This is a genomic window from Mycobacterium sp. WUMAC-067, assembly GCF_020217485.1.
Lineage (GTDB): Bacteria > Actinomycetota > Actinomycetes > Mycobacteriales > Mycobacteriaceae > Mycobacterium.
Genome location: NZ_JAEKMI010000010.1, coordinates 77,453 through 98,733 on the forward strand (window position 1 = coordinate 77,453; position 21,281 = coordinate 98,733).

The 21,281-nt window shown below is 68.8% G+C and carries 24 protein-coding genes; 14 read left to right on the forward strand and 10 right to left on the reverse strand.

Annotation, left to right across the window (positions count from 1 at the left end):
- Positions 1-42 precede the first annotated feature (42 nt).
- The 3 genes from JF781_RS09475 to JF781_RS09485 all read left to right on the forward strand — a co-directional run bounded on the left by JF781_RS09475 (position 43) and on the right by JF781_RS09485 (position 3,686).
- Positions 43-1,527, forward strand: a complete 1,485-nt coding sequence (locus JF781_RS09475; protein ID WP_225328133.1) for an aldehyde dehydrogenase family protein — start codon at positions 43-45, stop codon at positions 1,525-1,527.
- A 222-nt stretch (positions 1,528-1,749) separates the two neighbouring features.
- Positions 1,750-2,898 (forward strand): thiolase family protein, encoded by a 1,149-nt coding sequence (locus JF781_RS09480; protein ID WP_225328134.1) that lies wholly within the window; start codon positions 1,750-1,752, stop codon positions 2,896-2,898.
- Complete coding sequence (locus JF781_RS09485; RefSeq protein WP_225328135.1) at positions 2,895-3,686, forward strand: crotonase/enoyl-CoA hydratase family protein; 792 nt, start codon at positions 2,895-2,897, stop codon at positions 3,684-3,686. Before JF781_RS09480 ends, JF781_RS09485 begins: the two co-directional genes overlap by 4 nt.
- Positions 3,687-3,766: 80 nt before the next feature.
- Here the strand turns inward: JF781_RS09485 and JF781_RS09490 are convergent, their stop codons facing one another.
- Genes JF781_RS09490 through JF781_RS09500 form a run of 3 tightly spaced genes read right to left on the reverse strand, consistent with a single transcriptional unit; the run spans position 3,767 to position 6,392 of the window.
- A complete protein-coding gene (locus tag JF781_RS09490) occupies positions 3,767-4,783 on the reverse strand; it encodes an NAD(P)/FAD-dependent oxidoreductase (RefSeq protein WP_225328136.1) in 1,017 nt (338 codons plus the stop codon).
- On the reverse strand, positions 4,780-5,280 hold the full coding sequence (locus JF781_RS09495; protein WP_225328137.1) for an isoprenylcysteine carboxyl methyltransferase family protein: 501 nt from the start codon (positions 5,278-5,280) through the stop codon (positions 4,780-4,782). The genes JF781_RS09490 and JF781_RS09495 overlap by 4 nt, the downstream gene beginning before the upstream one ends.
- A 29-nt stretch (positions 5,281-5,309) precedes the next feature.
- Positions 5,310-6,392 carry a type III polyketide synthase gene (locus tag JF781_RS09500; protein WP_225328138.1) on the reverse strand — a complete coding sequence of 361 codons (1,083 nt, stop codon included), beginning with the start codon at positions 6,390-6,392 and terminating at the stop codon, positions 5,310-5,312.
- Between the two features lie 91 nt (positions 6,393-6,483).
- Between JF781_RS09500 and JF781_RS09505 the strand changes: the two genes are divergently transcribed.
- Entirely contained in the window at positions 6,484-7,632 is a 1,149-nt protein-coding gene (locus tag JF781_RS09505; RefSeq protein ID WP_225328139.1) for an NAD(P)H-binding protein, read from the forward strand.
- Entirely contained in the window at positions 7,629-8,351 is a 723-nt protein-coding gene (locus tag JF781_RS09510; protein WP_225328140.1) for a CPBP family intramembrane glutamic endopeptidase, read from the forward strand. Before JF781_RS09505 ends, JF781_RS09510 begins: the two co-directional genes overlap by 4 nt.
- A gap of 1 nt (position 8,352) precedes the next feature.
- On the opposite strand, the gene JF781_RS09515 is transcribed toward JF781_RS09510, so the two are convergent.
- Together JF781_RS09515 and JF781_RS09520 are read right to left on the reverse strand one after the other, a co-directional pair.
- Positions 8,353-9,717, reverse strand: a complete 1,365-nt coding sequence (locus tag JF781_RS09515; RefSeq protein ID WP_225328141.1) for a DUF2867 domain-containing protein — start codon at positions 9,715-9,717, stop codon at positions 8,353-8,355.
- Positions 9,718-9,812: 95 nt separating this feature from the next.
- Positions 9,813-10,625, reverse strand: a complete 813-nt coding sequence (locus JF781_RS09520; protein ID WP_225328142.1) for an enoyl-CoA hydratase — start codon at positions 10,623-10,625, stop codon at positions 9,813-9,815.
- Between the two features lie 120 nt (positions 10,626-10,745).
- Between JF781_RS09520 and JF781_RS09525 the strand changes: the two genes are divergently transcribed.
- Positions 10,746-11,828 (forward strand): CaiB/BaiF CoA-transferase family protein, encoded by a 1,083-nt coding sequence (locus tag JF781_RS09525; RefSeq protein ID WP_225328143.1) that lies wholly within the window; start codon positions 10,746-10,748, stop codon positions 11,826-11,828.
- Between the two features lie 49 nt (positions 11,829-11,877).
- Positions 11,878-12,642 (forward strand): 3-hydroxyacyl-CoA dehydrogenase, encoded by a 765-nt coding sequence (locus JF781_RS09530; protein ID WP_225328144.1) that lies wholly within the window; start codon positions 11,878-11,880, stop codon positions 12,640-12,642.
- 156 nt (positions 12,643-12,798) lie between these two features.
- Here JF781_RS09530 and JF781_RS28430 read toward each other — a convergent pair whose 3' ends face one another.
- Entirely contained in the window at positions 12,799-12,921 is a 123-nt protein-coding gene (locus tag JF781_RS28430; protein WP_003878506.1) for a hypothetical protein, read from the reverse strand.
- Between the two features lie 313 nt (positions 12,922-13,234).
- Here JF781_RS28430 and JF781_RS09535 point away from each other — a divergent pair, with 313 nt between their 5' ends.
- Together JF781_RS09535 and JF781_RS09540 are read left to right on the forward strand one after the other, a co-directional pair.
- Positions 13,235-15,571: an MMPL family transporter gene (locus tag JF781_RS09535; protein WP_225328145.1), complete on the forward strand. Its 2,337-nt coding sequence runs from the start codon at positions 13,235-13,237 to the stop codon at positions 15,569-15,571.
- Positions 15,572-15,636: 65 nt separating this feature from the next.
- Complete coding sequence (locus JF781_RS09540; RefSeq protein ID WP_225328146.1) at positions 15,637-16,269, forward strand: class I SAM-dependent methyltransferase; 633 nt, start codon at positions 15,637-15,639, stop codon at positions 16,267-16,269.
- Positions 16,270-16,278: 9 nt separating this feature from the next.
- Here the strand turns inward: JF781_RS09540 and JF781_RS09545 are convergent, their stop codons facing one another.
- Positions 16,279-16,992, reverse strand: coding sequence for an NAD-dependent deacylase (locus JF781_RS09545; RefSeq protein ID WP_225328147.1), 714 nt, complete (start codon positions 16,990-16,992; stop codon positions 16,279-16,281).
- 37 nt (positions 16,993-17,029) lie between these two features.
- Between JF781_RS09545 and JF781_RS09550 the strand changes: the two genes are divergently transcribed.
- Positions 17,030-17,395, forward strand: coding sequence for a GntR family transcriptional regulator (locus JF781_RS09550; protein WP_008254464.1), 366 nt, complete (start codon positions 17,030-17,032; stop codon positions 17,393-17,395).
- 55 nt (positions 17,396-17,450) lie between these two features.
- On the opposite strand, the gene JF781_RS09555 is transcribed toward JF781_RS09550, so the two are convergent.
- Entirely contained in the window at positions 17,451-17,972 is a 522-nt protein-coding gene (locus JF781_RS09555; protein ID WP_225328148.1) for a DUF1697 domain-containing protein, read from the reverse strand.
- Between the two features lie 75 nt (positions 17,973-18,047).
- Here JF781_RS09555 and JF781_RS09560 point away from each other — a divergent pair, with 75 nt between their 5' ends.
- Both JF781_RS09560 and JF781_RS09565 read left to right on the forward strand, forming a co-directional pair.
- Positions 18,048-18,491 carry a PPOX class F420-dependent oxidoreductase gene (locus tag JF781_RS09560; RefSeq protein WP_225328149.1) on the forward strand — a complete coding sequence of 148 codons (444 nt, stop codon included), beginning with the start codon at positions 18,048-18,050 and terminating at the stop codon, positions 18,489-18,491.
- Positions 18,492-18,539: 48 nt separating this feature from the next.
- On the forward strand, positions 18,540-18,764 hold the full coding sequence (locus tag JF781_RS09565) for a DUF5302 domain-containing protein (protein WP_225328150.1): 225 nt from the start codon (positions 18,540-18,542) through the stop codon (positions 18,762-18,764).
- Positions 18,765-18,796: 32 nt separating this feature from the next.
- Here JF781_RS09565 and JF781_RS09570 read toward each other — a convergent pair whose 3' ends face one another.
- Positions 18,797-19,330 carry a nuclear transport factor 2 family protein gene (locus JF781_RS09570; RefSeq protein ID WP_225328151.1) on the reverse strand — a complete coding sequence of 178 codons (534 nt, stop codon included), beginning with the start codon at positions 19,328-19,330 and terminating at the stop codon, positions 18,797-18,799.
- 111 nt (positions 19,331-19,441) lie between these two features.
- On the opposite strand from JF781_RS09570, the gene JF781_RS09575 reads away from it, so the two are divergent.
- Positions 19,442-20,014 (forward strand): HhH-GPD-type base excision DNA repair protein, encoded by a 573-nt coding sequence (locus JF781_RS09575; RefSeq protein WP_225328153.1) that lies wholly within the window; start codon positions 19,442-19,444, stop codon positions 20,012-20,014.
- A gap of 28 nt (positions 20,015-20,042) precedes the next feature.
- Positions 20,043-20,189 carry a hypothetical protein gene (locus JF781_RS09580; protein ID WP_007169078.1) on the forward strand — a complete coding sequence of 49 codons (147 nt, stop codon included), beginning with the start codon at positions 20,043-20,045 and terminating at the stop codon, positions 20,187-20,189.
- Between the two features lie 73 nt (positions 20,190-20,262).
- Here the strand turns inward: JF781_RS09580 and JF781_RS09585 are convergent, their stop codons facing one another.
- Entirely contained in the window at positions 20,263-21,273 is a 1,011-nt protein-coding gene (locus JF781_RS09585; protein ID WP_225341157.1) for a hypothetical protein, read from the reverse strand.
- Positions 21,274-21,281 lie beyond the last annotated feature (8 nt).

Below are 21,281 nucleotides of genomic sequence, written 5' to 3' on the forward strand. Positions count from 1 at the left end.
GCTCTCCGTAGCCCCTCAACGACCCAGAAGAGAGTGACAGATATGACTGAGGCTGTAAAGGTCCGCTTCGAGCCGAAGATGATGATCGACGGCAAGCTCGTCGACGGGCAGGCCGGCACCTTCACCAATATCAACCCGGCCACCGAGGAGCCGCTCGGCGAGGTTGCCGACGCCTCGAAGGAGGACATGCAGCGGGCCATCGACGCCGCCCGACGCGCCTTCGACGAGACCGACTGGTCGACCAACCGCGAACTGCGCAAGCGCTGCCTGTTGCAGCTGCACGAGGCGATCGAATCGGAGAAGGAAGAACTGCGCGAGGAACTCATCCTCGAGGTCGGCTCGCCGCGGGCCATCACGTTCGGCCCCCAGTTGGACGCCCCGCTGGAAGACGGGCTGCGCTATCCCGCCCGGTTGATCGACGAGTACGCGTGGGAGACCGACCTGGGCGACAAGGTCATCAGCCTCACGGGCACGCTGACCACCCGCAAGGTATGGCGGGAGCCGGTCGGTGTGGTCGGCGCGATCGTGCCGTGGAACTTCCCGTTCGAGGTCACCCTCAACAAGCTCGGCCAGGCGCTGGGAACCGGCAACACGGTGGTGCTCAAGCCGGCGCCGAACACGCCGTTCAACGCCACCCGGCTCGGCCGGCTGATCGCCGAGAAGACCGACATCCCCGCCGGCGTGGTCAACGTCGTCACCGCGTCGGACCACTTCGTGGGCGAGGAGCTCACGCTGTCACCGAAGGTCGACCTGATCTCCTTCACCGGTTCGACGGTGGTCGGCAAGCGGATCATGGAAAAGGGCGCCGCCACCATGAAGCGGCTGTTCCTCGAGCTCGGCGGCAAGTCGGCCACCATCGTGCTGGAGGACGCCGACTTCGGGACGGCCTGCATGGTCGGCATCGCGCCGTGCATGCATGCCGGTCAGGGTTGCGCCAACCCGACCCGGCTGCTGCTGCCGCGGTCCCGCTATGACGAGGGCGTGGAGATCCTCAAGAACATCTACGAGAACGTCACGTGCGGCGACCCGCAGGACCCCGGCACGCTGTGCGGCCCAGTGATCTCGCAGCGGCAGCTCGAGCGGGTGACCGGCTACATCAAGAAGGGTGTGGAAGAAGGTGCCACCGCACTGGTCGGCGGTCCCGACGCGCCGACGGGTTTCGACAAGGGATACTTCGTGCGGCCAACGCTTTTCACCAACGTCGACAACAAGATGACCATCGCGCAGGAAGAGATCTTCGGCCCGGTGCTCTCGGTCATTCCGTTCGACGACGAGGAGGACGCGATCCGGATCGCCAACGACAGCGTGTACGGGTTGGCCGGCAACGTGTTTGCGGGTTCCCTCGAGCGTGCGCTGTCGGTGACCCGCCGCATCAAGGCCGGCTTCATGGGCGTCAACGGTGGCGCCCCCTACGGCGCCGACACCCCGTTCGGTGGTTACAAGGAAAGCGGCGTGGGTCGCCAGAACGGTGTCGCCGGGTTCGACCAGTACACCGAGATCAAGTCGGTCGCCTACCCCGCCGGTTGAGGGCGGCGCGACTTGGTCGCGCCACCCAAAACGGCTGTGCCGGCCTGCTTTACGTGGCTTTCGAATCCGCTCGCACATGCGGTAGCGCGTGCGACGGCGTAGTTGGTCACCTCGGTCGATACGGGGGAGAAGCACCCCGGGGTTCGCCCTCCCAACCCCTTGGTTGACAATCGAGGCAAGACTCAACTCTTTCGAAGTCCACGTGTCAAAGGAGACAAGACCATGGCTGAAGCCGTCATCGTCGAGGCAGTGCGTTCACCGATCGGGAAGCGCAACGGCGGATTGTCCGGGCTGCACCCGGCGGATCTGTCCGCGCAGGTGCTCAACGGCCTGGTCGACAGGGCCGGCGTCGATCCGGGCATCGTCGACGACGTCATCTGGGGCTGCGTCATGCAGGCCGGCGAGCAGGCCCTCGACATCGGCCGCACCGCGCTGCTGACCGCCGGCTGGCCCGAGACCGTCCCCGGCGTGACCGTCGACCGCCAGTGCGGGTCCAGCCAGCAGTCCATCCACTTCGCGGCCGCCGGGGTGATCGCCGGGCACTACGACGTCGTCGTCGCCGGCGGCGTCGAGTCGATGTCGCGCACCCCGATGGGGGCGTCGCTGGCCAACGGGGGCAGGCCGTACTCCCAGGCCTTCCTGGATCGCTACGAAGGCCAGATCCCCAACCAGGGCATCGGCGCCGAGATGATCGCCGAGAAGTGGGGCTTCGACCGCACCGCGCTCGACGAATTCTCGTTGGCCTCGCACGAAAAGGCCGCGGCCGCACAGGATTCCGGCGCCTTCGACGGCCAGATCGTCGGCATCAAGGATCAGGACGGCAACGTCGTCCTCAAGGACGAGGGCATCCGCCGCGGCACGCCGATGGAGAAGATGGCCTCGCTGAAGCCGGCGTTCAAGGAGGACGGCGTGATCCACGCCGGCAACTCGTCGCAGATCTCCGATGGTTCGGCGGCGCTGCTTTTCATGTCGGCCGAGAAGGCCAAGGAGCTGGGCCTCAAACCGATCGCCAAGGTGCACACCGCGTCGCTGGCCGGGGCCGACCCGGTGATCATGCTGACCGCGCCCATCCCGGCGACGCAGAAGGTGCTGAAGAAATCCGGGCTGTCCATCGACGACATCGGCGCCTACGAGGTCAACGAGGCGTTCGCGCCCGTCCCGCTGGCGTGGCTCAAGGACATTGGCGCCGACGAGAAGAAGCTCAACCCCAACGGCGGCGCCATCGCGCTGGGCCACCCGCTCGGCGGATCGGGCGCCCGGATCATGACCACCCTGCTGTATCACATGCGGGACAAGGGGATTCGCTACGGTCTGCAGACCATGTGCGAGGGCGGCGGCCAGGCCAACGCCACCATCGTGGAACTGTTGTGACGGAAGCGCCCGGCGCCCTGGCGGAACGCCGGGGCAACGTGATGGTGATAACCATCAACCGGCCGGAGGCCCGCAACGCGGTCAACGCCGCGGTCAGCATCGGCGTCGGGGATGCGCTGGAAGCGGCGCAACACGATCCCGAGGTGCGGGCGGTGGTGCTCACCGGCGCAGGCGACAAGTCGTTCTGCGCCGGCGCCGACCTCAAGGCGATCGCTCGCCGCGAAAACCTTTACCACCCCGACCATCCCGAGTGGGGTTTCGCCGGCTACGTCCACCACTTCATCGACAAGCCGACCATCGCGGCGGTGAACGGGACCGCCCTGGGCGGCGGCACCGAGCTGGCGCTGGCCAGTGATTTGGTGGTGGCCGACGAGCGGGCCCAGTTCGGGCTCCCCGAGGTCAAACGCGGGCTGATCGCCGCCGCCGGTGGCGTTTTCCGCATCGCGCAGCAGCTGCCCCGCAAGGTGGCGATGCAGCTGCTGCTGACCGGTGATCCGCTCACCGCGGCCGCCGCCTGCGAGTGGGGGTTGATCAACGAGGTCGCCCCGCAGGGATCGGTGCTGGACGCCGCGCTGGCGCTGGCCGCGCGGGTCACCGTCAACGCGCCGCTGTCGGTGCAGGCCAGCAAGCGGGTCGCCTACGGCGTCGACGACGGGGTCGTCGTCGACGACGAGCCGGGTTGGGAACGCACCGTGCGCGAGATGCGGGTCCTGATCCGCTCCGAGGACGCCAAGGAGGGACCACTGGCGTTCGCCGAGAAGCGGGACCCGGTCTGGAAGGCGCGTTAAAAGGCGCGAGCAGACACAGATCGCACGCGAACTGCCCGCACAACGCGATTCTGCGTCTGCTCGCGCTTCAAAGCCCCGTGTCAGTGCGCAAGGATGTTCACCCCGCGCCGAAACACGCCGGGTAGCAGCGTGCACGCCGGCACGACGGCGCGCCGCACCGCGGGCGGCGTGCTGGCCAGCACCAGCCCGCGGGTGAGCAACCGGTAGTCGCGGGTGATCCGGTGCCACGCCTTCTCGTACGAGGCGGGAGTCTCGTCGGCGATGGCCTCGACGGCCGCGGCGGCCTGCTTGAGGGCGAGGCTGATGCCCTCGCCGGTCAGGGCGTCCTCATAACCGGCGGCGTCGCCGACCAGCAGGACGCGGCCCGCGACGCGCCGCGAGACCACCTGGCGCAGGGGGCCGCAGCCGCGGGGCTGCCCGGCGCCGGCGCCGTCCAGCTGCCGGGCCAGCCGCGGGAACCAGGCCAGGTCGGGCCGTCCACGAGACAGGATCGCCACGCCGACCAGATCGGGCTCGACCGGCGTCACGTACGCCTCGCCCCAGCGCGACCAGTGCACCTCGACGAAGTCGGTCCACGCCGGCACCCGGTAGTGCCAGCGCACGCCGTAGCGTCGCGGTGTCCCCGCGCTCGCCGCGATGCCGACGGCCCGCCGGACCTGAGAATGCAGGCCGTCGGCCGCCACCAACCATTTCGCGCGCACCCCGGCGGCCGAGACGCCGTGCGCATCCTGCCGGACGCCGGTCACCCGCGTGCGGATCCAGTCGGTGTCTTGCTCTTTGGCGCGCGCGGCCAGCGCCGCGTGCAACGTCGTGCGACGCACGCCGCGCCCGGGCCCCCCGCGAAACCGAGCCTGGGCCCGCCGTTGTTCGCTCACATAGGCGATGCCGTGAAACGGCATGCCCACCGGGTCGACGCCCAGCGCGGTCAGTTCGGCCAGTCCGCCGGGCATCAGCCCCTCGCCGCACGCCTTGTCGATGGGGCTCTCGCGCGGCTCGGCCACGATCACCGAAAGTCCAAGGCGCCGAGCGTGTAACGCCGTGGCCAGGCCGCCCGGACCGCCGCCGACGATCAGCAGGTCCGCGTCGTAATCGCTCATGTGTAACCCAGAGCCGAGTTCTCCACCTGCAGACGCACCTTCAGCAACGCGGCGTTGGCCAGGGTGAAGATGGCCGCGGTCAGCCACGCCGTGTGCACCAACGGCAGCGCCAACCCTTCCGCCACCACTGCAACATAGTTCGGATGGTGCAGCCAGCGGTAGGGACCTCGTCGCACCAGCGGGGCCGCCGGCAGCACGATCACCCGGGTGTTCCACCGCCGGCCCAGCGTCGTGATGCACCACCAGCGCAGCGCCTGACTGGCCGCCACCACCGCCAGCATCGGCCAGCCCAGCCAACCGATGAAGGGCCGGTGCAGCGCCCACGGTTCGACGAGGCAGCCGACCAGCAGCGCGGTGTGGATGACCACCATCACCGGGTAGTGCGATCGACCAAACTCCTTGGCGCCCTGGGTAAACGACCATCGCGCGTTGCGGGTGGACACCACCAGCTCGGCGACGCGCTCGACCCCAACGGCCAGCACCAGCAGGTAATACATGGATACAGTCTTTACCAGCCCTACCAGCCCTACCAGGCCAGCAGCACCAGCTCGGAGCAAAACGCCGGCCCCATCGCGATCATCAGGCCGATCGAGCCCGGTGGCGGCGGATCGGCCATGTTGGCCGCGAGCACGTCGACCACCGAGACCGACGACAGGTTGCCGTTCTCCCGCAACGACTTTCGCGTGCGGTCGAGGGCGTCCGCGGGCAGGTCCAACACGCTCTCGACGGCCTCGATCACCCGCGGCCCGCCCGGGTGGCAGACCCAGGTTGTGACGTCGTGCGGGCGCAACCCGTGATCGGCGAGGAATTCGCGGACGTCATCGCCCAGGTATTTCTCGGCGATGGTGGCGATGTCGGCGGAGAGCACGATGCGGAATCCGTCCCCGCCGATCTTCCAGCCCATGACGTCTTCGGTGTCGGGATAGATCCGGCTACGGGTGGCCAGCACCCGCGGGCCGGTGTGTTCGGCGCCGGTGCGCTGGGCGCCTTCGCTGATCACCACGGCCGCGCCGTCGCCGAAAAGGCTGGTGGCGACCAGGTTGGCGACCGACGTGTCGTCGCGCTGGATGGTCAGCGAGCACAGTTCGACCGCGAGCAGCGCGGCCGTGTGGTCGGGGAAGGCGCGCAGATAGTCGTGCATGCGCGCCACCCCGGCCGCGCCGGCGACGCAGCCCAGCCCGAACAGCGGGACGCGTTTGACGTCGGGCCGCAGCCCGACCCGCGTCGCCAAGCGGGCCTCCAGCGTCGGAACGGCGAGGCCGGTGACCGTCGTCGAAAACACGATGTCGAGTTCCGACGGCTTCACCTTGGCGTCGTCCAGGGCCGCCACCAGCGCCTGCTCGCCCAGGTCGAGCGCCACGTCGAGATAGGCGTCGTTGGCCTCGGTGAAGCCGTTCAGCTCGCGGTAGCGGGGCAGCCGCAACGCGGTGTTGCGGAATTCGACGCCGCTGCTGAGGCCGAAGCGGCGAAAATCGGGGCCGGCGATGTCGGTCAGCGCGCGGATGGCCTCGTGTTGCGTATAGCGGTTGGGCGGGAACTTCACCGCCACGCCGGCGATGGACGGATATTTCACCGCGACGTCCGCGGTGCCCCCAGTGAACTTCTTCATGCACCCGGGAACGATGCCGCCGCCGCACCGGTTCAAATCCGTCTTTGCGTCGCGCGGGCCAGGGGCCTGGTCGTCGGGCTAGGGTCGGGGTATGCGGGTTCTGGTCACCGGTGCCACCGGCTATGTGGGATCACGACTGGTCACGGCGCTGCTGCAAAACCGGCACCAGGTTGCGGCCGCAACTCGAAACCCGTTGCGTCTCAAGCGCTTCGGCTGGTTCGACGACATCACGCCGGTGACCCTCGACGCCGCTGACCCGGATTCGCTGCGAGCCGCCTTCGCCGGCTGCGGCCCCGTTGACGTGGTGTATTACCTGGTGCACGGCATCGGTCAGCCCGGTTTCCGCGACGCGGACAAGTCCGCGGCTGCCAACCTCGCGACCGCGGCCCGCGACGCCGGGGTGCGCCGCATCGTCTACCTGGGCGGTTTCGTGCCCGCCGACGAGGCCTTGTCCGAGCACTTGACCAGCCGGGCCGAGGTGGCCGAGGCGCTCACCGTCCCCGACGGCCCGGAGCTCGTGTGGCTGGGCGCGGCGATGATCATCGGTGCCGGCTCGACGTCGTTCGAGATGATGCGCTACGTGGGAGATCGCTTCCCGGTCATCCCGATTCCGAGCTGGATGGACAACCCGATCGACCCGATCTCGATCCGCGACGTCCTGCACTACCTCGTCGCCGCGGCCGATCCCGACCGGGTGCCGGCCGGGGCATATGACATCTCCGGGCCCGAAACCACGTCCTACCGCCGGCTACTCAAGACCTATGCCCGCATCTCCGGGCGATGGCATACCGGCTTGTCGGTCGGCAGGGTCGACACGACGCTGGCCTCGCTGATCACCGGCGTCGCCCTGCCGGTGCCCCCGGGCCTGGCCGGGGACCTCGTCCAGTCGCTCGACCACCCGATGGTGGCGTCCGTCAGCGACCTGCGCGACCGGGTGCCCGATCCGCCCGGCGGCCTGCTCGGCATCGACGACGCCATCGCGCTGGCCCTGGCCGGCCGGTCGAATCAGCGGCCGCGCCCCGTCAATGCCCTGGCCGATCCGCACGACCTCGCCAACACCGATGCCGCCTGGGCCGGTGGCGACGCGCGGCGCATCCGGCAACTCGCCCAGCGCGTCACACCCCCCATCGTGCGGCCGACCCTGGGGCTGGTGAACAGGGTCCCCGGTCCGGTTGCCGGAGCGCTTCGCACCGGCCTCGACGTTCTGATCGCCCTGACCCCGAAGGTGCGTCCCGCATGAGCCAGTCAACGACCCCCTACCACAGCAGCGCCTTCGCCGAGTTGCGCCGCGCCGTCACCAATGTTGCTGTGCCGCACCATGAATCGCCGTCCGTGGTGCGGCGGCGCCGCGTCATCGTCGCGATCACGCTGGTGGTCGGCGCGGCGGTGCTGGGGTACTCGTTGCGGCGCCATCCGGGGGAGGCCAGCTTCTACTGGCTGACCCTGGCGCTCGCGGCGGTGTGGACCGCCGGTGCGCTGGTCTCCGGTCCGTTGCACCTGGGCGGCATCTGCTGGCGGGGCCGCAACCAGCGGCCGGTCATCACCGGAACGACCGTCGGCCTGCTCGTCGGTGGCGCGTTCGTCGTGGGCGGGCTGATCGCCCGAGAGATCCCGGCCGTCTCCGAGCTGATCACCCGGGTGCTGCTCTTCGCCCATCAAGGCTCTTTCGTGTTGGTGGTGCTGATCACCGTGATCAACGGCGTCGCCGAGGAGCTGTTCTTCCGTGGCGCGCTCTACACCGCGCTGGGCCGGTATCACCCGGTGTTGATCTCCACGCTGCTCTACACCGCCGCGACCATGGCCAGCGGCAACCCCATGCTGGGATTCGCCGCGATCATCCTCGGGACGGTGTGCGCGCTGGAGCGCCGGGCCAGCGGCGGCGTGCTGGCGCCGGTGCTGACCCACGTCGGCTGGGGGCTGATCATGGTGCTGGCCCTGCCGCCCATGTTCGGGGTCTGAGTCAGGCCGACGAGACGACGTTGTGCGCCAGAGCGCGCAGGGCGGCGACCCGCAGCGGCCACACCGTGAGCCGGTACATCCGGCCAGCGACGCCGCGCGGCACGAAGATCACCCGTTGCGTGTACCGGCTGCCGCCGCCGTCCGGCCGCACGGTGATCTCCAGCCAGGCCCGGCCTACTCGACCCGGCATGGAGTGCAGCCGCAGCCTGGCGCCGGGATCGCTTTCCTCCACGCCCCAGCCCGACAGCGGCAGGCGTCGCTGCCAGCGGCGCGCGGCTGTCGCGGCGCGGGCCGCCGACCATACGTCGGCGGGCGCGGCGGCGGCGGTCGCGGTCTGCACGCTGGTGTAGACGATCTCGCCGGCCCAGTCGGGGTCGCTGGGCAGCGGCTCGGCCGGCTCGGACCGCAGCGACGACCAGCTGGCATCGGGGAGGCCGCGCTTTGCGCGCTGCAGCGCCAACTCGACCGCGCGGCGGTATCCGGTGAGTCCGTCCGGTGGCGGCTCGATGATCATGTCGATATCGGAATCACGCGCCACCGCATCGCATTCCAGCGACTCGATCAGTGGCCGCGCCAGGCCGGACGGAATCGGGGTCACCAGCCCCACCCAGAGGCTGGCGATCGCCGGGGTCAGAAACGGCAGTACGAACAGGTAGCGGTTGCCCAGCCCGGCGACCTCGGCGTAGACCCGCATCATGTCCCCGTACTCCAACACGTCGGGTCCACCGATGTCCCAAGTTCGTGACTTCGGGACCGGGGCGCTCGAAACAGAAGCCGCCGCGGCCAGGTAGTACAGCACGTCGCGCACCGCGATCGGCTGGATTCTGTTGTGCACCCACTTCGGCGTGGTCATCACGGGCAACCGGTCGGTGAGGTGCCGGATCATTTCGAACGATGCCGATCCCGAGCCGATGACCACCCCGGCCTGCAGCACCACGGTCTCGATGCCGGAGTCGATGAGGGCCTCCCCGACGGCTTTGCGCGACGCGAGATGTGGTGAGAGGTCGGTGTTTTCCGGATGCAGTCCACTCAGATACACGATCCGACGCACCCCGGTGCGCCGTGCGGCGGTCACCACATTGCGGGCGGCGCGGGTCTCCTCGGCGGCGAAGTCTTTCGAACTTCCCATCGAGTGGACCAGGTAGTACACCACGTCGATTCCGTCGAACGCGGCGATCAGGGAATCGACGTCACCGAGGTCACCGCGCGCCACCTCCGCGTGCCGGCGCCATGGCGCCTGCGCCAGCTTGTCGGGGTTGCGCGCCAAGGCCCGTACGTGATGACCGTCCTCGAGCAGCCGGGGCACCAGGCGCCCGCCGATGTAGCCGGTCGCGCCGGTCACCAAGCACCGCACGGGTTCGGGCATCGATCCTCCGTCGCTCGTCAGCCATTGGGGTCTTACGAGGAGGATTACCGCATCGACGCGGACTCAAGCGTTGCGCCGGGTCAGCGCAACGACATTCAGCGATCGGTGAAGTTCGGCGTGCGGCGCTGCTGGAAGGCCGTTGCGCCCTCGACGAAGTCGGGGGACTTCAGCAGCACCGACTGTCCGTCGAATTCCCGCTGCAGCGCGGGATCCAATTCGGTGAGCGTGGCCGCGTTGATCGCCAGCTTGGTCTTCGCGAAGGCGACGGCCGGGCCGCCCAACAACCGCGCGATCACCTTGTCCACCTCGGCCTCGAAGTCGTCGGCCGGATAAACCGCGGTGACCAGCCCCCAGGACAGTGCGTCGGCGGCGGTCAACCGTTCGGGAAGCAACGCCATCTGCATGGCCCGGATCCGGCCGATCGCGGCCGCGATCAACGCCGATGCGCCGCCGTCGGGCATCAACCCGATCTTGGTGAAGGCGAGCATGAAAAACGCGCTCTCCGAAGCCAATACGACGTCACAGGCCAGGGCGATGGAAACACCGACCCCGGCCGCGGGTCCCTGGACGGCCGCGACCACCGGGTGGGGCAGCGCGGCGATCGCGCGCACCAGCCGGTTGATCTCGAGGATGATCTCGTCCGGCGGGACGGCGCCCCCGCCGGACACGTCGTCGGCGCTGATGCCCGCGCCGGAGCTGAAGCCGCGTCCGGCGCCGCCGATCCGCACCACCTTGACCTCGGGGTCGGTCGCCGCGTACTCCATCGCGTCGGCGATCCCGGTGATCACCGGAATGGTCAGCGAATTCAGGCTGTCGGGCCGATTGATGGTCACCGAGAACACGCCGTCGGACAGCGTGACGTCGAGGCCTGCGACTGGGGCGAGGGTGGCGATCGCGGATGAAGGCATGGGCTCACCATAAGTGACCGGGCTGCGCGGGCCGCGGGCACGGCTGCGAAGATGTCGAACGACCGGTTGTTTGAGCACGAACGGTCAATGTCGTCGGAGCGGACGAAAGGTCGGTGGATCATGGCTGGACCGTTGAAGGGACTGCGCGTCGTCGAGTTGGCCGGCATCGGGCCGGGCCCACACGCCGCGATGATCCTGGGGGACTTGGGCGCCGACGTGGTGCGCATCGACCGCCCGTCGTCCGGTCCGGGCGGTGTGGCAAAGGACGCCATGATGCGTAACCGCCGCGTGGTGACCGCCGATCTGAAGTCCGACGAAGGCCGCGGCCTCGTCCTCAAACTGATCGCCAAGGCCGACGTGCTGATCGAGGGCTACCGCCCGGGCGTCACCGAGCGGCTCGGCCTCGGCCCCGAAGACTGCGCGAAGGTCAACGACCGCCTGGTCTACGCCCGGATGACCGGCTGGGGCCAGACCGGTCCGCGCAGCCAGCAGGCCGGCCACGACATCAACTACATCTCGCTCAACGGCATCCTGCACTCCATCGGCCGGGTGAACGAACGGCCCGTCCCGCCGCTGAACCTCGTCGGGGACTTCGGCGGGGGCTCGATGTTCCTGCTGCTGGGCATCCTGTCCGCGCTGTGGGAGCGGCAGACCTCCGGCAAGGGGCAGGTTGTCGACGCGGCGATGGTGGACGGCTCGAGCGTGCTGGTCCAGATGATGTGGCAGATGCGGTCGTCGGGCATGTGGACCGACGCGCGCGGCACCAACCTGCTCGACGGCGGCGCCCCCTACTACGACACCTACGAATGCGCCGACGGCCGCTACGTCGCGGTCGGCGCCATCGAGCCGCAGTTCTACGCCGCCATGCTCACCGGGCTGGGCCTGGACGGGGCGGACCTGCCCGGGCAGAACGACGTCGGCCGCTGGCCGGAACTACGTGCGGTGCTGACCGAGAAGTTCGCCAGCCAGGACCGTGACCACTGGGCCAAAGTGTTCGCCGACTCCGACGCGTGCGTGACGCCGGTGCTGGCCTTCGGTGAGGTGCAGACCGAGCCGCACATCACCGAGCGGGACACCTTCTACGAGGTCGACGGCGGCCTGCAGCCGCGGCCCGCGCCGCGGTTCTCCCGCACCGCGCCGGAGACACCGCGTCCCGCTGCGCCGGTGGCCGACGCCGAATCGGTACTCAACGACTGGGTATAGTCCCGACCAACCAGTTGGCTGGAATCGAGGGAAATAAGGAAGGACTCGCATGGAGATCAAAGACGCCGTCGCCGTCGTCACCGGGGGCGCCTCAGGGCTGGGCCTGGCCACCACCAAGCGGCTGCTCGACCGCGGCGCGGAGGTGGTCGTGATCGACCTGCGCGGCGAGGAAGCCGTCCGCGAGCTGGGCGACCGCGCCCGCTTCGTCGAGGCCGACGTCACCGACGAGGCCGCCGTCGGCAAGGCCTTGGACGCCGCCGAGTCGATGGGCACGCTGCGCATCAACGTCAACTGCGCGGGCATCGGCAACGCCATCAAGACGCTGTCCAAGGACGGCCCCTTCCCGCTGGACGGCTTCAAGAAGGTCATCGGCGTCAACCTGATCGGCACGTTCAACGTGCTGCGGCTGGCCGCCGAGCGCATCGCCAAGACCGAACCCATTGGGCCCGAAACGAGCCCAGAGCGCGGAGTCATCATCAACACCGCCTCGGTCGCCGCGTTCGAGGGCCAGATCGGCCAGGCCGCCTACTCGGCGTCCAAGGGCGGCGTGGTCGGCATGACGCTGCCGATCGCCCGCGACCTGTCGCGCGAGCTCATCCGCGTGGTGACCATCGCGCCCGGCCTGTTCAAGACCCCGCTGCTGGGTTCGCTGCCCGAGGAGGCGCAGGCCTCGTTGGGCAAGCAGGTGCCGCACCCGGCGCGGCTGGGCGACCCCGACGAGTACGGCGCGCTGGCCGTCCACATCGTCGAGAACCCGATGCTCAACGGCGAGGTCATCCGCCTCGATGGCGCCATTCGCATGGCGCCGCGCTAGCGGCGTACGCCCCTGCGAAAAACATCGACAAAACGAAAGCCCCCCGCATCGGCGGGGGGCTTTCGTGATAACCACGATTCGATGGTTACTTACGGAACCACCGACTGACGGAGGGTTCGGCCATTAACAGCCGTGCGAGCATGCTCATGTCGGGCCTCAGCTCGCCGCTTGCAGTTCGTCGAACTGCTCCGAGGTCTCGCCTTCCACCAGCACGTCGCCGTGGTAGAGGGCCTCGAAGTCGACCTTGATGACGTCGGCACTTGTGTCGTCGATCCACATGACACTGAGCGTATGGGCCACCATTAAGGAAACTTTGAGTCACGATTCGGAAAATGGTGGCAATTTACCGACGGGTAGGGTGGCCGCCATTTCCGCTGGGATTTGCGCCGTGAGCTGCTTACTTGCGACACATTTTTCTGGCCGGACTCTTACCGTCCCCGCGGTTTAAAAGCCGGCGTTGAACGGTCTGCGGGCCCTTTCACGTGCTTAGAGACAACACTGTTCGACGCGTGGACATTAGCGTTTGTTACGTTGTCGCGGACTAGCCAGCGGCCAGCGCAAAGGGGCACCGGCAGCGGAAGGGCTTGAAAAAATGCTGCAGAAAATCGCCCGGGTCGCCATCGCGGCGCCGCGCCGGATCATTGCGATAGGGCTGCTGGTTTTCATCGCCGCCGCCGTCTTCGGCATTCCCGTCGCCAAGAGCTTGTCTCCCGGCGGCTTCCAAGATCTGGACTCGGAGTCCGCCCGCGCCATCGACGTGTTGACCGACAAGTTCGGGCAGAGCGGTCAGCAGATGCTGATCCTGGTGACTTCCCCCGGCGGCACCCACAGCGAACAGGCCCGCACGGTGGGCACCGACCTCGTCGACCAGTTGCAACGGTCCCCGCTGGTGTACAACGTCTCCTCGCCGTGGGCACGACCCCTCGCCGACGGCGCCCCGGGAGCGTCGGACGATCTGGTGAGCCGCGACGGCAAGTCGGGCCTCATCGTGGTCAACCTCAAAGGCGGCGAAAACTTCGTTCAGCACAACGCGCAGACCCTGGCGGACCAGTTCGTCCACGACCGTGATGGGGTGACCGTCCGCGCCGGCGGCGCGGCCATGCAGTACGCGCAGATCAACAAGCAGAACCAGGACGACCTGCTGGTGATGGAGATGATCGCGCTGCCGCTGAGCTTCGTGGTGCTGATCTGGGTGTTCGGTGGGCTGCTGGCCGCCGCGCTGCCGATGGCGTTGGGCGCGCTGGCCGTTGTCGGCTCGATGTCGGTGTTGCGCCTCGTCACCTTCACCACCGAGGTGTCGATCTTCGCCCTCAACCTCAGCACCGCCCTGGGCCTGGCGCTGGCCATCGACTACACCCTGCTCATCGTCAGCCGCTATCGCGACGAACGGGCCGACGGGCACGAGCGCGACGAAGCGCTCGTGCGGACCATGGCCACCTCCGGCCGCACGGTGCTGTTCTCCGCGGTCACCGTGGCGCTGTCGATGTCGGCGACGGTCGCGTTCCCGATGTACTTCCTCAAGTCGTTCGCCTACGCCGGGGTGGCCACCGTCGCCTTCGTCGCCACCGCCTCGATCGTGATCACCCCGGCCGCGATCGTGCTGCTGGGCGACCGGCTGGACGCGTTCAACGTGCGCCGGCTGCTGCGGCGGGCTCTCCGGCGACCCGAGCCGTCGCGCAAGCCCGTCGAGCAACTGTTCTGGTATCGGTCGAGCAAGTTCGTGATGCGCCGCTGGGCGCCGGTGGGCCTGGCCGTCGTGGGCCTGCTCCTGCTGCTCGGGCTGCCGTTCTTCTCGGTGAAGTGGGGGTTCCCGGACGACCGGGTGCTGCCGCGCTCGGCGTCGGCGCATCAGGTCGGTGACCGGCTGCGCAGCGATTTCGCCGACGATTCCGCGACGTCGGTGCCCGTCGTCATCGCCGATGCCTCCGGCCTGAATCCGGGGGACTTCGACGCCTACGCCGCCGCTCTTTCGCGGGTGCCCGACGTGGCGGCGGTGTTTGCGCCCGGGGGAACCTTCACGGGCGGAAACCGGATGGGGCCGCCGGCCGGGGCGACCGGGCTGGCCCACGGCAGCGCGTTCCTGACCGTCAGCAGCACGGCGCCACTGTTCTCCGCAGCGAACGACACCCAGCTCGCGCGGTTGCACGGCGTCCCCGGCCCGGCGGGCCGATCCGTCGAAATGGGTGGGGTGGCGCAGGTCAACCGCGACAGCGTCGACGCGGTGACCGAACGGCTTCCGCTGGTTCTCGGGCTGATGGCCGCGATCACCTTCGTGCTGCTGTTCCTGCTGACCGGCAGCGTGCTGCTGCCGGTCAAGGCGCTCGCCTGCAACTTCCTGTCGTTGACCGCGGCGTTCGGTGCGCTGGTGTGGATCTTCCAGGACGGCCATCTCGGCGCGCTTGGCACCACGCCGAGCGGGACGCTGGTGGCCAACATGCCGGTGCTGCTGTTCTGCATCGCCTTCGGGCTGTCGATGGATTACGAGGTTTTCCTGCTCTCCCGGATCCGCGAGTACTGGCTGGCGTCCGGCGCCGCCCGACCCGCCAAGCCGACCCCGAAGCAGGCCCACGCCGCCAACGACGAGAGCGTGGCTCTCGGCGTCGCCCGCACCGGCCGGGTCATCACCGCGGCCGCGCTGGTGATGTCGATGTCGTTCGCCGCGCTGATCGCCGCCCACGTCTCGTTCATGCGGATGTTCGGTCTGGGCCTGGTGCTGGCCGTTTTCGCCGACGCCACCCTGGTGCGGATGGTGGTCGTCCCGGCCTTCATGCACGTGATGGGCCGCTGGAACTGGTGGGCGCCCGGGCCCCTGGCGCGGCTGCACGACCGGTTCGGCATCAGCGAAGGCGAACAACCCGCACACCGCGAGCCCACTCCGGCGCCGGTCGCCGGGGCCGCGCTCGGGGAGCCGGTGCCCAATATCGGTTAACGGCGACCCATGCCGTCGCCGAACCCTATTCTGGGCCTCATCCGAGTCGGAAGGTTCACACACGTATGACAACGGCGGTCGACAACCCCTTCTTCGCGCGCGTCTGGCCCGTCGTCGCCAGCCATGAAGCCGAGGCGATCCGGGTCCTGCGACGGGAGAACCTGGCCGGCTTGTCCGGCCGGGTGTTGGAAGTCGGCGCGGGGATCGGGACGAACTTTCCGCACTATCCGGCCTCCGTCGACGAGGTGATCGCGGTGGAGCCCGAACCGCGGCTGGCGGCCCGGGCGCGCGCCGCGGCCGACGCGGCGCCGGCCCGCATCATCGTTTCCGGCGAGACGGCCGAAAGCCTCAGCGACGGGGAGCCATTCGACGCGGTGGTGTGCTCGCTGGTGCTGTGCTCGGTGCGCGACCCGGGCGCCGTGCTGCGGCGCCTGTACTCGTTACTGCGACCGGGTGGGGAACTGCGCTACCTCGAGCACATCGCCAGCGCCGGCGCGCGGGGCCGTTTTCAGCGTTTCGTCGATGCGACGTTGTGGCCCCGGCTATTCGGTAACTGCCACACCCATCGCGACACCGAACGCTCGATCGTCGAGGCGGGATTCGAAGTCGACACGTCGCGGCGGGAGTGGACGCTGCCGGCCTGGGCGCCGATGCCGGTTTCCGAGCTCCTGCTGGGCCGCGCGCGCCGGCCCGCCTGAGGGGCCCGCCTACTTGAGCAGTGCCGGCAGCCGCTGCAGCAGTCCGGGCAACGCCTGGCCGGCCGACTCGCGGATGCTGAGGGTGGCGTTGGCCGATAGCGGCGTGACTTCGGGATTGACCTCGATGACGGCGGCGCCGCGCGCCAGCGCCAGCTCCGCGAGCCCGGCCGCCGGATAGACGATCGCCGACGTCCCGACCACCACCATCACGTCGGCGGACTCGGTCGCCTCGTGGGCGCGCTGCCAGGGCTCGTCGGGCAATTGCTCACCGAACCACACGATGTCGGGCCGGATCAGGCCGCCGCATTGACACACCGGAGGCTCCACCTCCAGCGCCGGCTCGGCCATCTGCGGCAGCGCGCCGCTGTACGGCACAGCGCAACGCGCACAACGGAATTCGAAAAGGCTTCCGTGCAAGTGGTGGACGGAGTCGCTGCCCGCCCGCTCGTGCAGGTCGTCGACGTTCTGGGTGATGACGGTGACCTGGGCATCGTCCTGCCAGGCGGCGATGGCGCGATGACCCGCATTGGGTTGCACATCGGCGACCAGGTAGTGCCGCCACAGATACCAGCCCCAGACGCGCTGCGGGTTGTCGCGCCACCCTTGTGTGCTGGACAGCTCGTAGGGATCGAAGCGTGCCCACAACCCGTTCTTGTCATCGCGGAAGGTCGGCACACCGCTTTCCGCGGAGATCCCCGCGCCGCTGAGCACCGCTACGCGCATCCCACCAAGATAGCCGGAGCTGGGGGATACTGAACGGGTGGAACTGGGTGATTGGTTGCGGGTCGACGTGAAGGCGGGCAAGCCGTTGTTCGACCAGCTCAGGACGCAGGTGATCGACGGGGTCCGGGAGGGCGCGCTGCCGCCGGGCACCCGCCTGCCCACCGTGCGGGACCTGGCCGGCCAACTCGGGGTCGCGGTCAACACCGTGGCTCGCGCCTACCGCGAGCTGGAAACCGCCGCCATCATCGAAACCCGGGGCCGCTTCGGCACATTCGTCGCCCGCTACGACCCGACCGACGCCGCGATGGCGGCCGCCGCCCGCGAGTACGTTCGGGTAGCGCGGGGACTCGGGTTGGACAAGGCCGATGCCCTGCGCTACATCGAATCGGTGCCCGACGAGTAAGCGGTATCGTCCGGCATCGAAAATCGTTGGCGCACAGTCTGTGTGGTGCTGCCGCTCAGCGCAACACCTTGTCGAGCGTACGCAGGTTGCGCGTCGTGGTCGACGACTTGTAGCGGGCCTTGCCCATCGTCTTGCCGATGGTGCTGTCCAGGGTGGCGCCCTTGCGGACCTGCCAGTAGAGCACGCCGTCACCGCGGCTGATCCGCTCGTCCGGACCCGCGTCCTTGCCCAGCCCGGCGAGCTCGTCGAGCACCGCCTCATCGGCGACGAACGTGATGTAGGACTGGTAGCCGTCGGCGTCGCGCTCGAACGGATAGGCGGCGACCACGTCGCGCACGGTGCCGAGGTCATAGGCCAGCACCCAGGCGTCGTAGCCGAAACGTTCGCGCAACGCGGACTCGGCCTTCTTGCGCACCGTCGCCGCGCCGGCCGACGACTCCAGCAGGACGTTGCCGCTGGCCAACACGGTTCGCACCGCGGTGAAGCCCGCGTCGGTCAGCGCGGCCGCCACCTCGGCCATCTTCAGGTTGACGCCCCCGACGTTCACGCCACGCAGAAACGCCGCGTACTCGGTCATGCCCAGATTCCACCAGCCCGGCCGCCAAACGGCCATCCCGGGCCGCCCGGGCGGCGCGCGACGTAGGCTTTCGTCATGGGACGCCAAGTCTTCGACGACAAGCTGCTGGCCTTGATAAGCGGACATTCCCTCGGGGTGCTGGCCACCATCAAGCGCGACGGGCGACCCCAGCTGTCGAACGTCAGCTACCACTTCGACCCGCGCAGCATGGCGATCCAGGTGTCGATCACCGAGCCGCGCGCCAAAACGCGCAACCTGCGCCGCGACCCGCGGGCGTCGATCCTGGTCGACGCCGACGACGGCTGGTCGTACGCCGTCGCCGAGGGCACTGCCGAACTGACGCCCCCGGCGGCCGCGCCCGGCGACAGCACCGTGGAGGCGTTGATTGCCTTGTACCGCAACATCGCCGGCGAACACCCGGATTGGGACGAATACCGTCAGGCGATGGTCACCGACCGGCGGGTGCTGCTGACGCTGCCGATCACCCACCTGTACGGCATGCCCCCGGGCATGCGGTAGCCGCGCCGGCCGCGGGCCCGCCCGGCAGACCGGGGCTAAGCTGCACCCATGGCTGAATCGAATGCCCGGCAGGGTTCAAAGTCGTCCAAATCTTCGGGGGCTTCTGAATCGCCCGGGTCGGACGAGGACACCAAGCGCAAGTTCCGCGAAGCCCTCGACCGCAAGATGGCGAAATCCTCGAACGCGTCCGACCACAAAGACGGCGCCGGCAAGCAGTCCCGGGCGCACGGCGCGGCGGGAAACCGCCGCGAATTCCGCCGCAAGAGCGGCTGACCCGAGAGTCGTTGGCAGACAGCCTGATTCGTTTATCCCCGGGGTGGGTAGAACAGGCCGACCGACGGGTCGTCTTGCCCCGGTCTGCCGCGTAGGCTTCCCCGCGTGCTGGGGTGTCCGAAGTTCACTTGGGACGGGTCGTTTTGGTATGCCCAGTCCGCCACGATGGTGCGTCGACTGAACTTCCAGCGCCCGTCGTGCTTGGTGTACTCGTCCAGGTACCGGCCGCCGATGACCACGTCGACGTCGTGCTCGGGGTCGGCGAAGGTGTGAAACACCAGGCAGTAAACCTCACCGCGGGCCGCCTCGCCCTCGATCACGAAGTTCGTCGTGGTGATGTTGTGTTGGGAGACACGCACATACGGCTCCGCGGCCTGCAACTGCGCGATGAACTGTTCGACACCGCCGGTCGAGAACGACCCGTGCGCGTCGGTCGCGTCGGGGTGATACAGGCCCCGGAGGCCGTCGTAATCGGCGCGGTCGATGGCCCGGCAATAGGAGGTGACGAGCGCGTGCAGTTCGTCGCGGGCCAGCATCAGCGCCAATCGGGCCTCATCCACCACCACGTCACGATAACTCGATGGTTAGGGTGCTGGTCATAGGCGCAATTTCGGTGGTTGGTGTCGCGCCAGGCGGTCTCGGTCGTAGGGTGTTCAGCGGAAGGAAGGTCGTTGACGGTGAAACTTTGGCTGGCTCAAGATCCCGAGGCCGACGCGCTGCTGGACGAGAATCCGTTGGCCCTGCTCATCGGGATGGTCCTCGATCAGCAGGTGCCGTTCGAGACCGCCTTTTCGGGACCGAAGAAGATCGCCGACCGCATGGGCAGCTTCGGCGCTCACGAGATCGCGGAGTACGACCCGGACAAGTTCGCCGCGCTGTGCTCGGAAAGGCCTGCGATCCACCGGTTTCCGGGATCGATGGCCAAACGTATCCAGACCCTGGCCCAGATCATCGTGGACGATTACGACGGCGACGCCGCGGGCTTGTGGACCGCGGGCGACCCCGACGGCGAGGAGCTGCTGCGGCGCATCAAGGGGCTGCCCGGTTTCGGCGCCGTTAAGGCGCAGATCTTTCTGGCGCTGCTGGGCAAGCAGTACGGGGTGACGCCGTCCGGGTGGCGACGAGCCGCCGGCGAGTTCGGCAAACCGGGCACGCACATCTCCGTCGCCGATATCGTCGACGCCGAATCGATGGGCGCGGTGCGTTCCTATAAGAAGCAGATGAAAGCGGCAGCCAAGGCGGCGAAGTAGTGGGTGTACAGAAGGGAAGGGCGGCAACGTGAAGACACACCTGACGTGTCCGTGCGGCGAAGCCATTGTCGGCAAGGACGAGGACGAGCTGGTCGAATTGACCCAGGCTCACCTCGCCAGCGTTCATCCTGGCCTCGAGTACGACCGCGACGCGATCCTGTTCATGGCGTACTAGTAGCGAACGCGCGTGACCCCGGTGCGGGGACACGCGCGTTCGCAGGTGGCGAGACGGTGACGGCGCCGGTCTGTTACGGCACCACCGTCGAGCCGATCGTGGGCATGAACTGGCACTGCTTTTCCTTGGTCGTGACCTGCCCGAAGATCGTCGACATGATGCTGCCCGAGCCCGTGTCGGCGATCGCGCTCAACGTCGTCGGCCCCTCCGGGTTGATGTCCGAACGCGGCTTGAGGGCGACGGTGCCGGACTTGCCGGTGGTCAGGTTCACCCAGGTGACGTTCAACGGCAGCTTCTGCACCTCGGCGGGTCCGGGCGTGCCGACCGCGGTGAACACGTAGGCGGTCTGCCCGGGCCCCGGGCCGGGAAGCGGAATCTTGGCCGGGCCCGCGACCGACAGTGCGGTGGCGATGGCGCTGCTGCCATCGGCAAGGCAGTTGGTGCCGATCGAGGGATACATGAAGTCCTGGGTCGGCGGCGTGTCGGCGCCGAACCCGGGGGCGGCCGCCGTCGGGGCGGCGTCCGGCGCAGGTGGCGCCGGAACCGGTGCCGCGGCGGGCACATTCGCGGACTGGGCGGCGGGCTGGGCGGGCACGGGTGCCGGCGCTGGCCCGGCCGCGTGCGCCGGGTCGACGCCGGCGGGCAGGTGCGCCTCCGGTGCCGCTTCGGGTGCGGGACCCGCCGCGTGCACCGGGTCGATTCCGGTCGGCAGGTGCGCCTGCAAACCGGGTTCCACGCCGGTCGCGGGAACGTGTTGCACGGGTGCGGTGGGCTCTTGGACGAACTGATTCACCGCCGCCGCCACGTTTTTCGACTCGCTGGGAGCGGTCGGGCTGTGGGCGAAGGCTTGCGCGGCGGCCATCAGCAGTTGCGTCGCTTGCTGCGGGTCGCCCGCCGCTTGCTGGATGAGCGGGCTGAGCTGCGACAGGGCAGGCAGACCCGGCAGCTGTTGGGCCGCGTTGGATTGTGGTGTCGGCTGCGGCGCCGCCGGATCGGCTACCGCGCTCGGGCTAAGCCCGAGCGCGGCAACCGATGCCGTGACGACAGCGGCCAAACCTTTGGACAGATTCCAAGTGGTTGCCACGGTGTCCT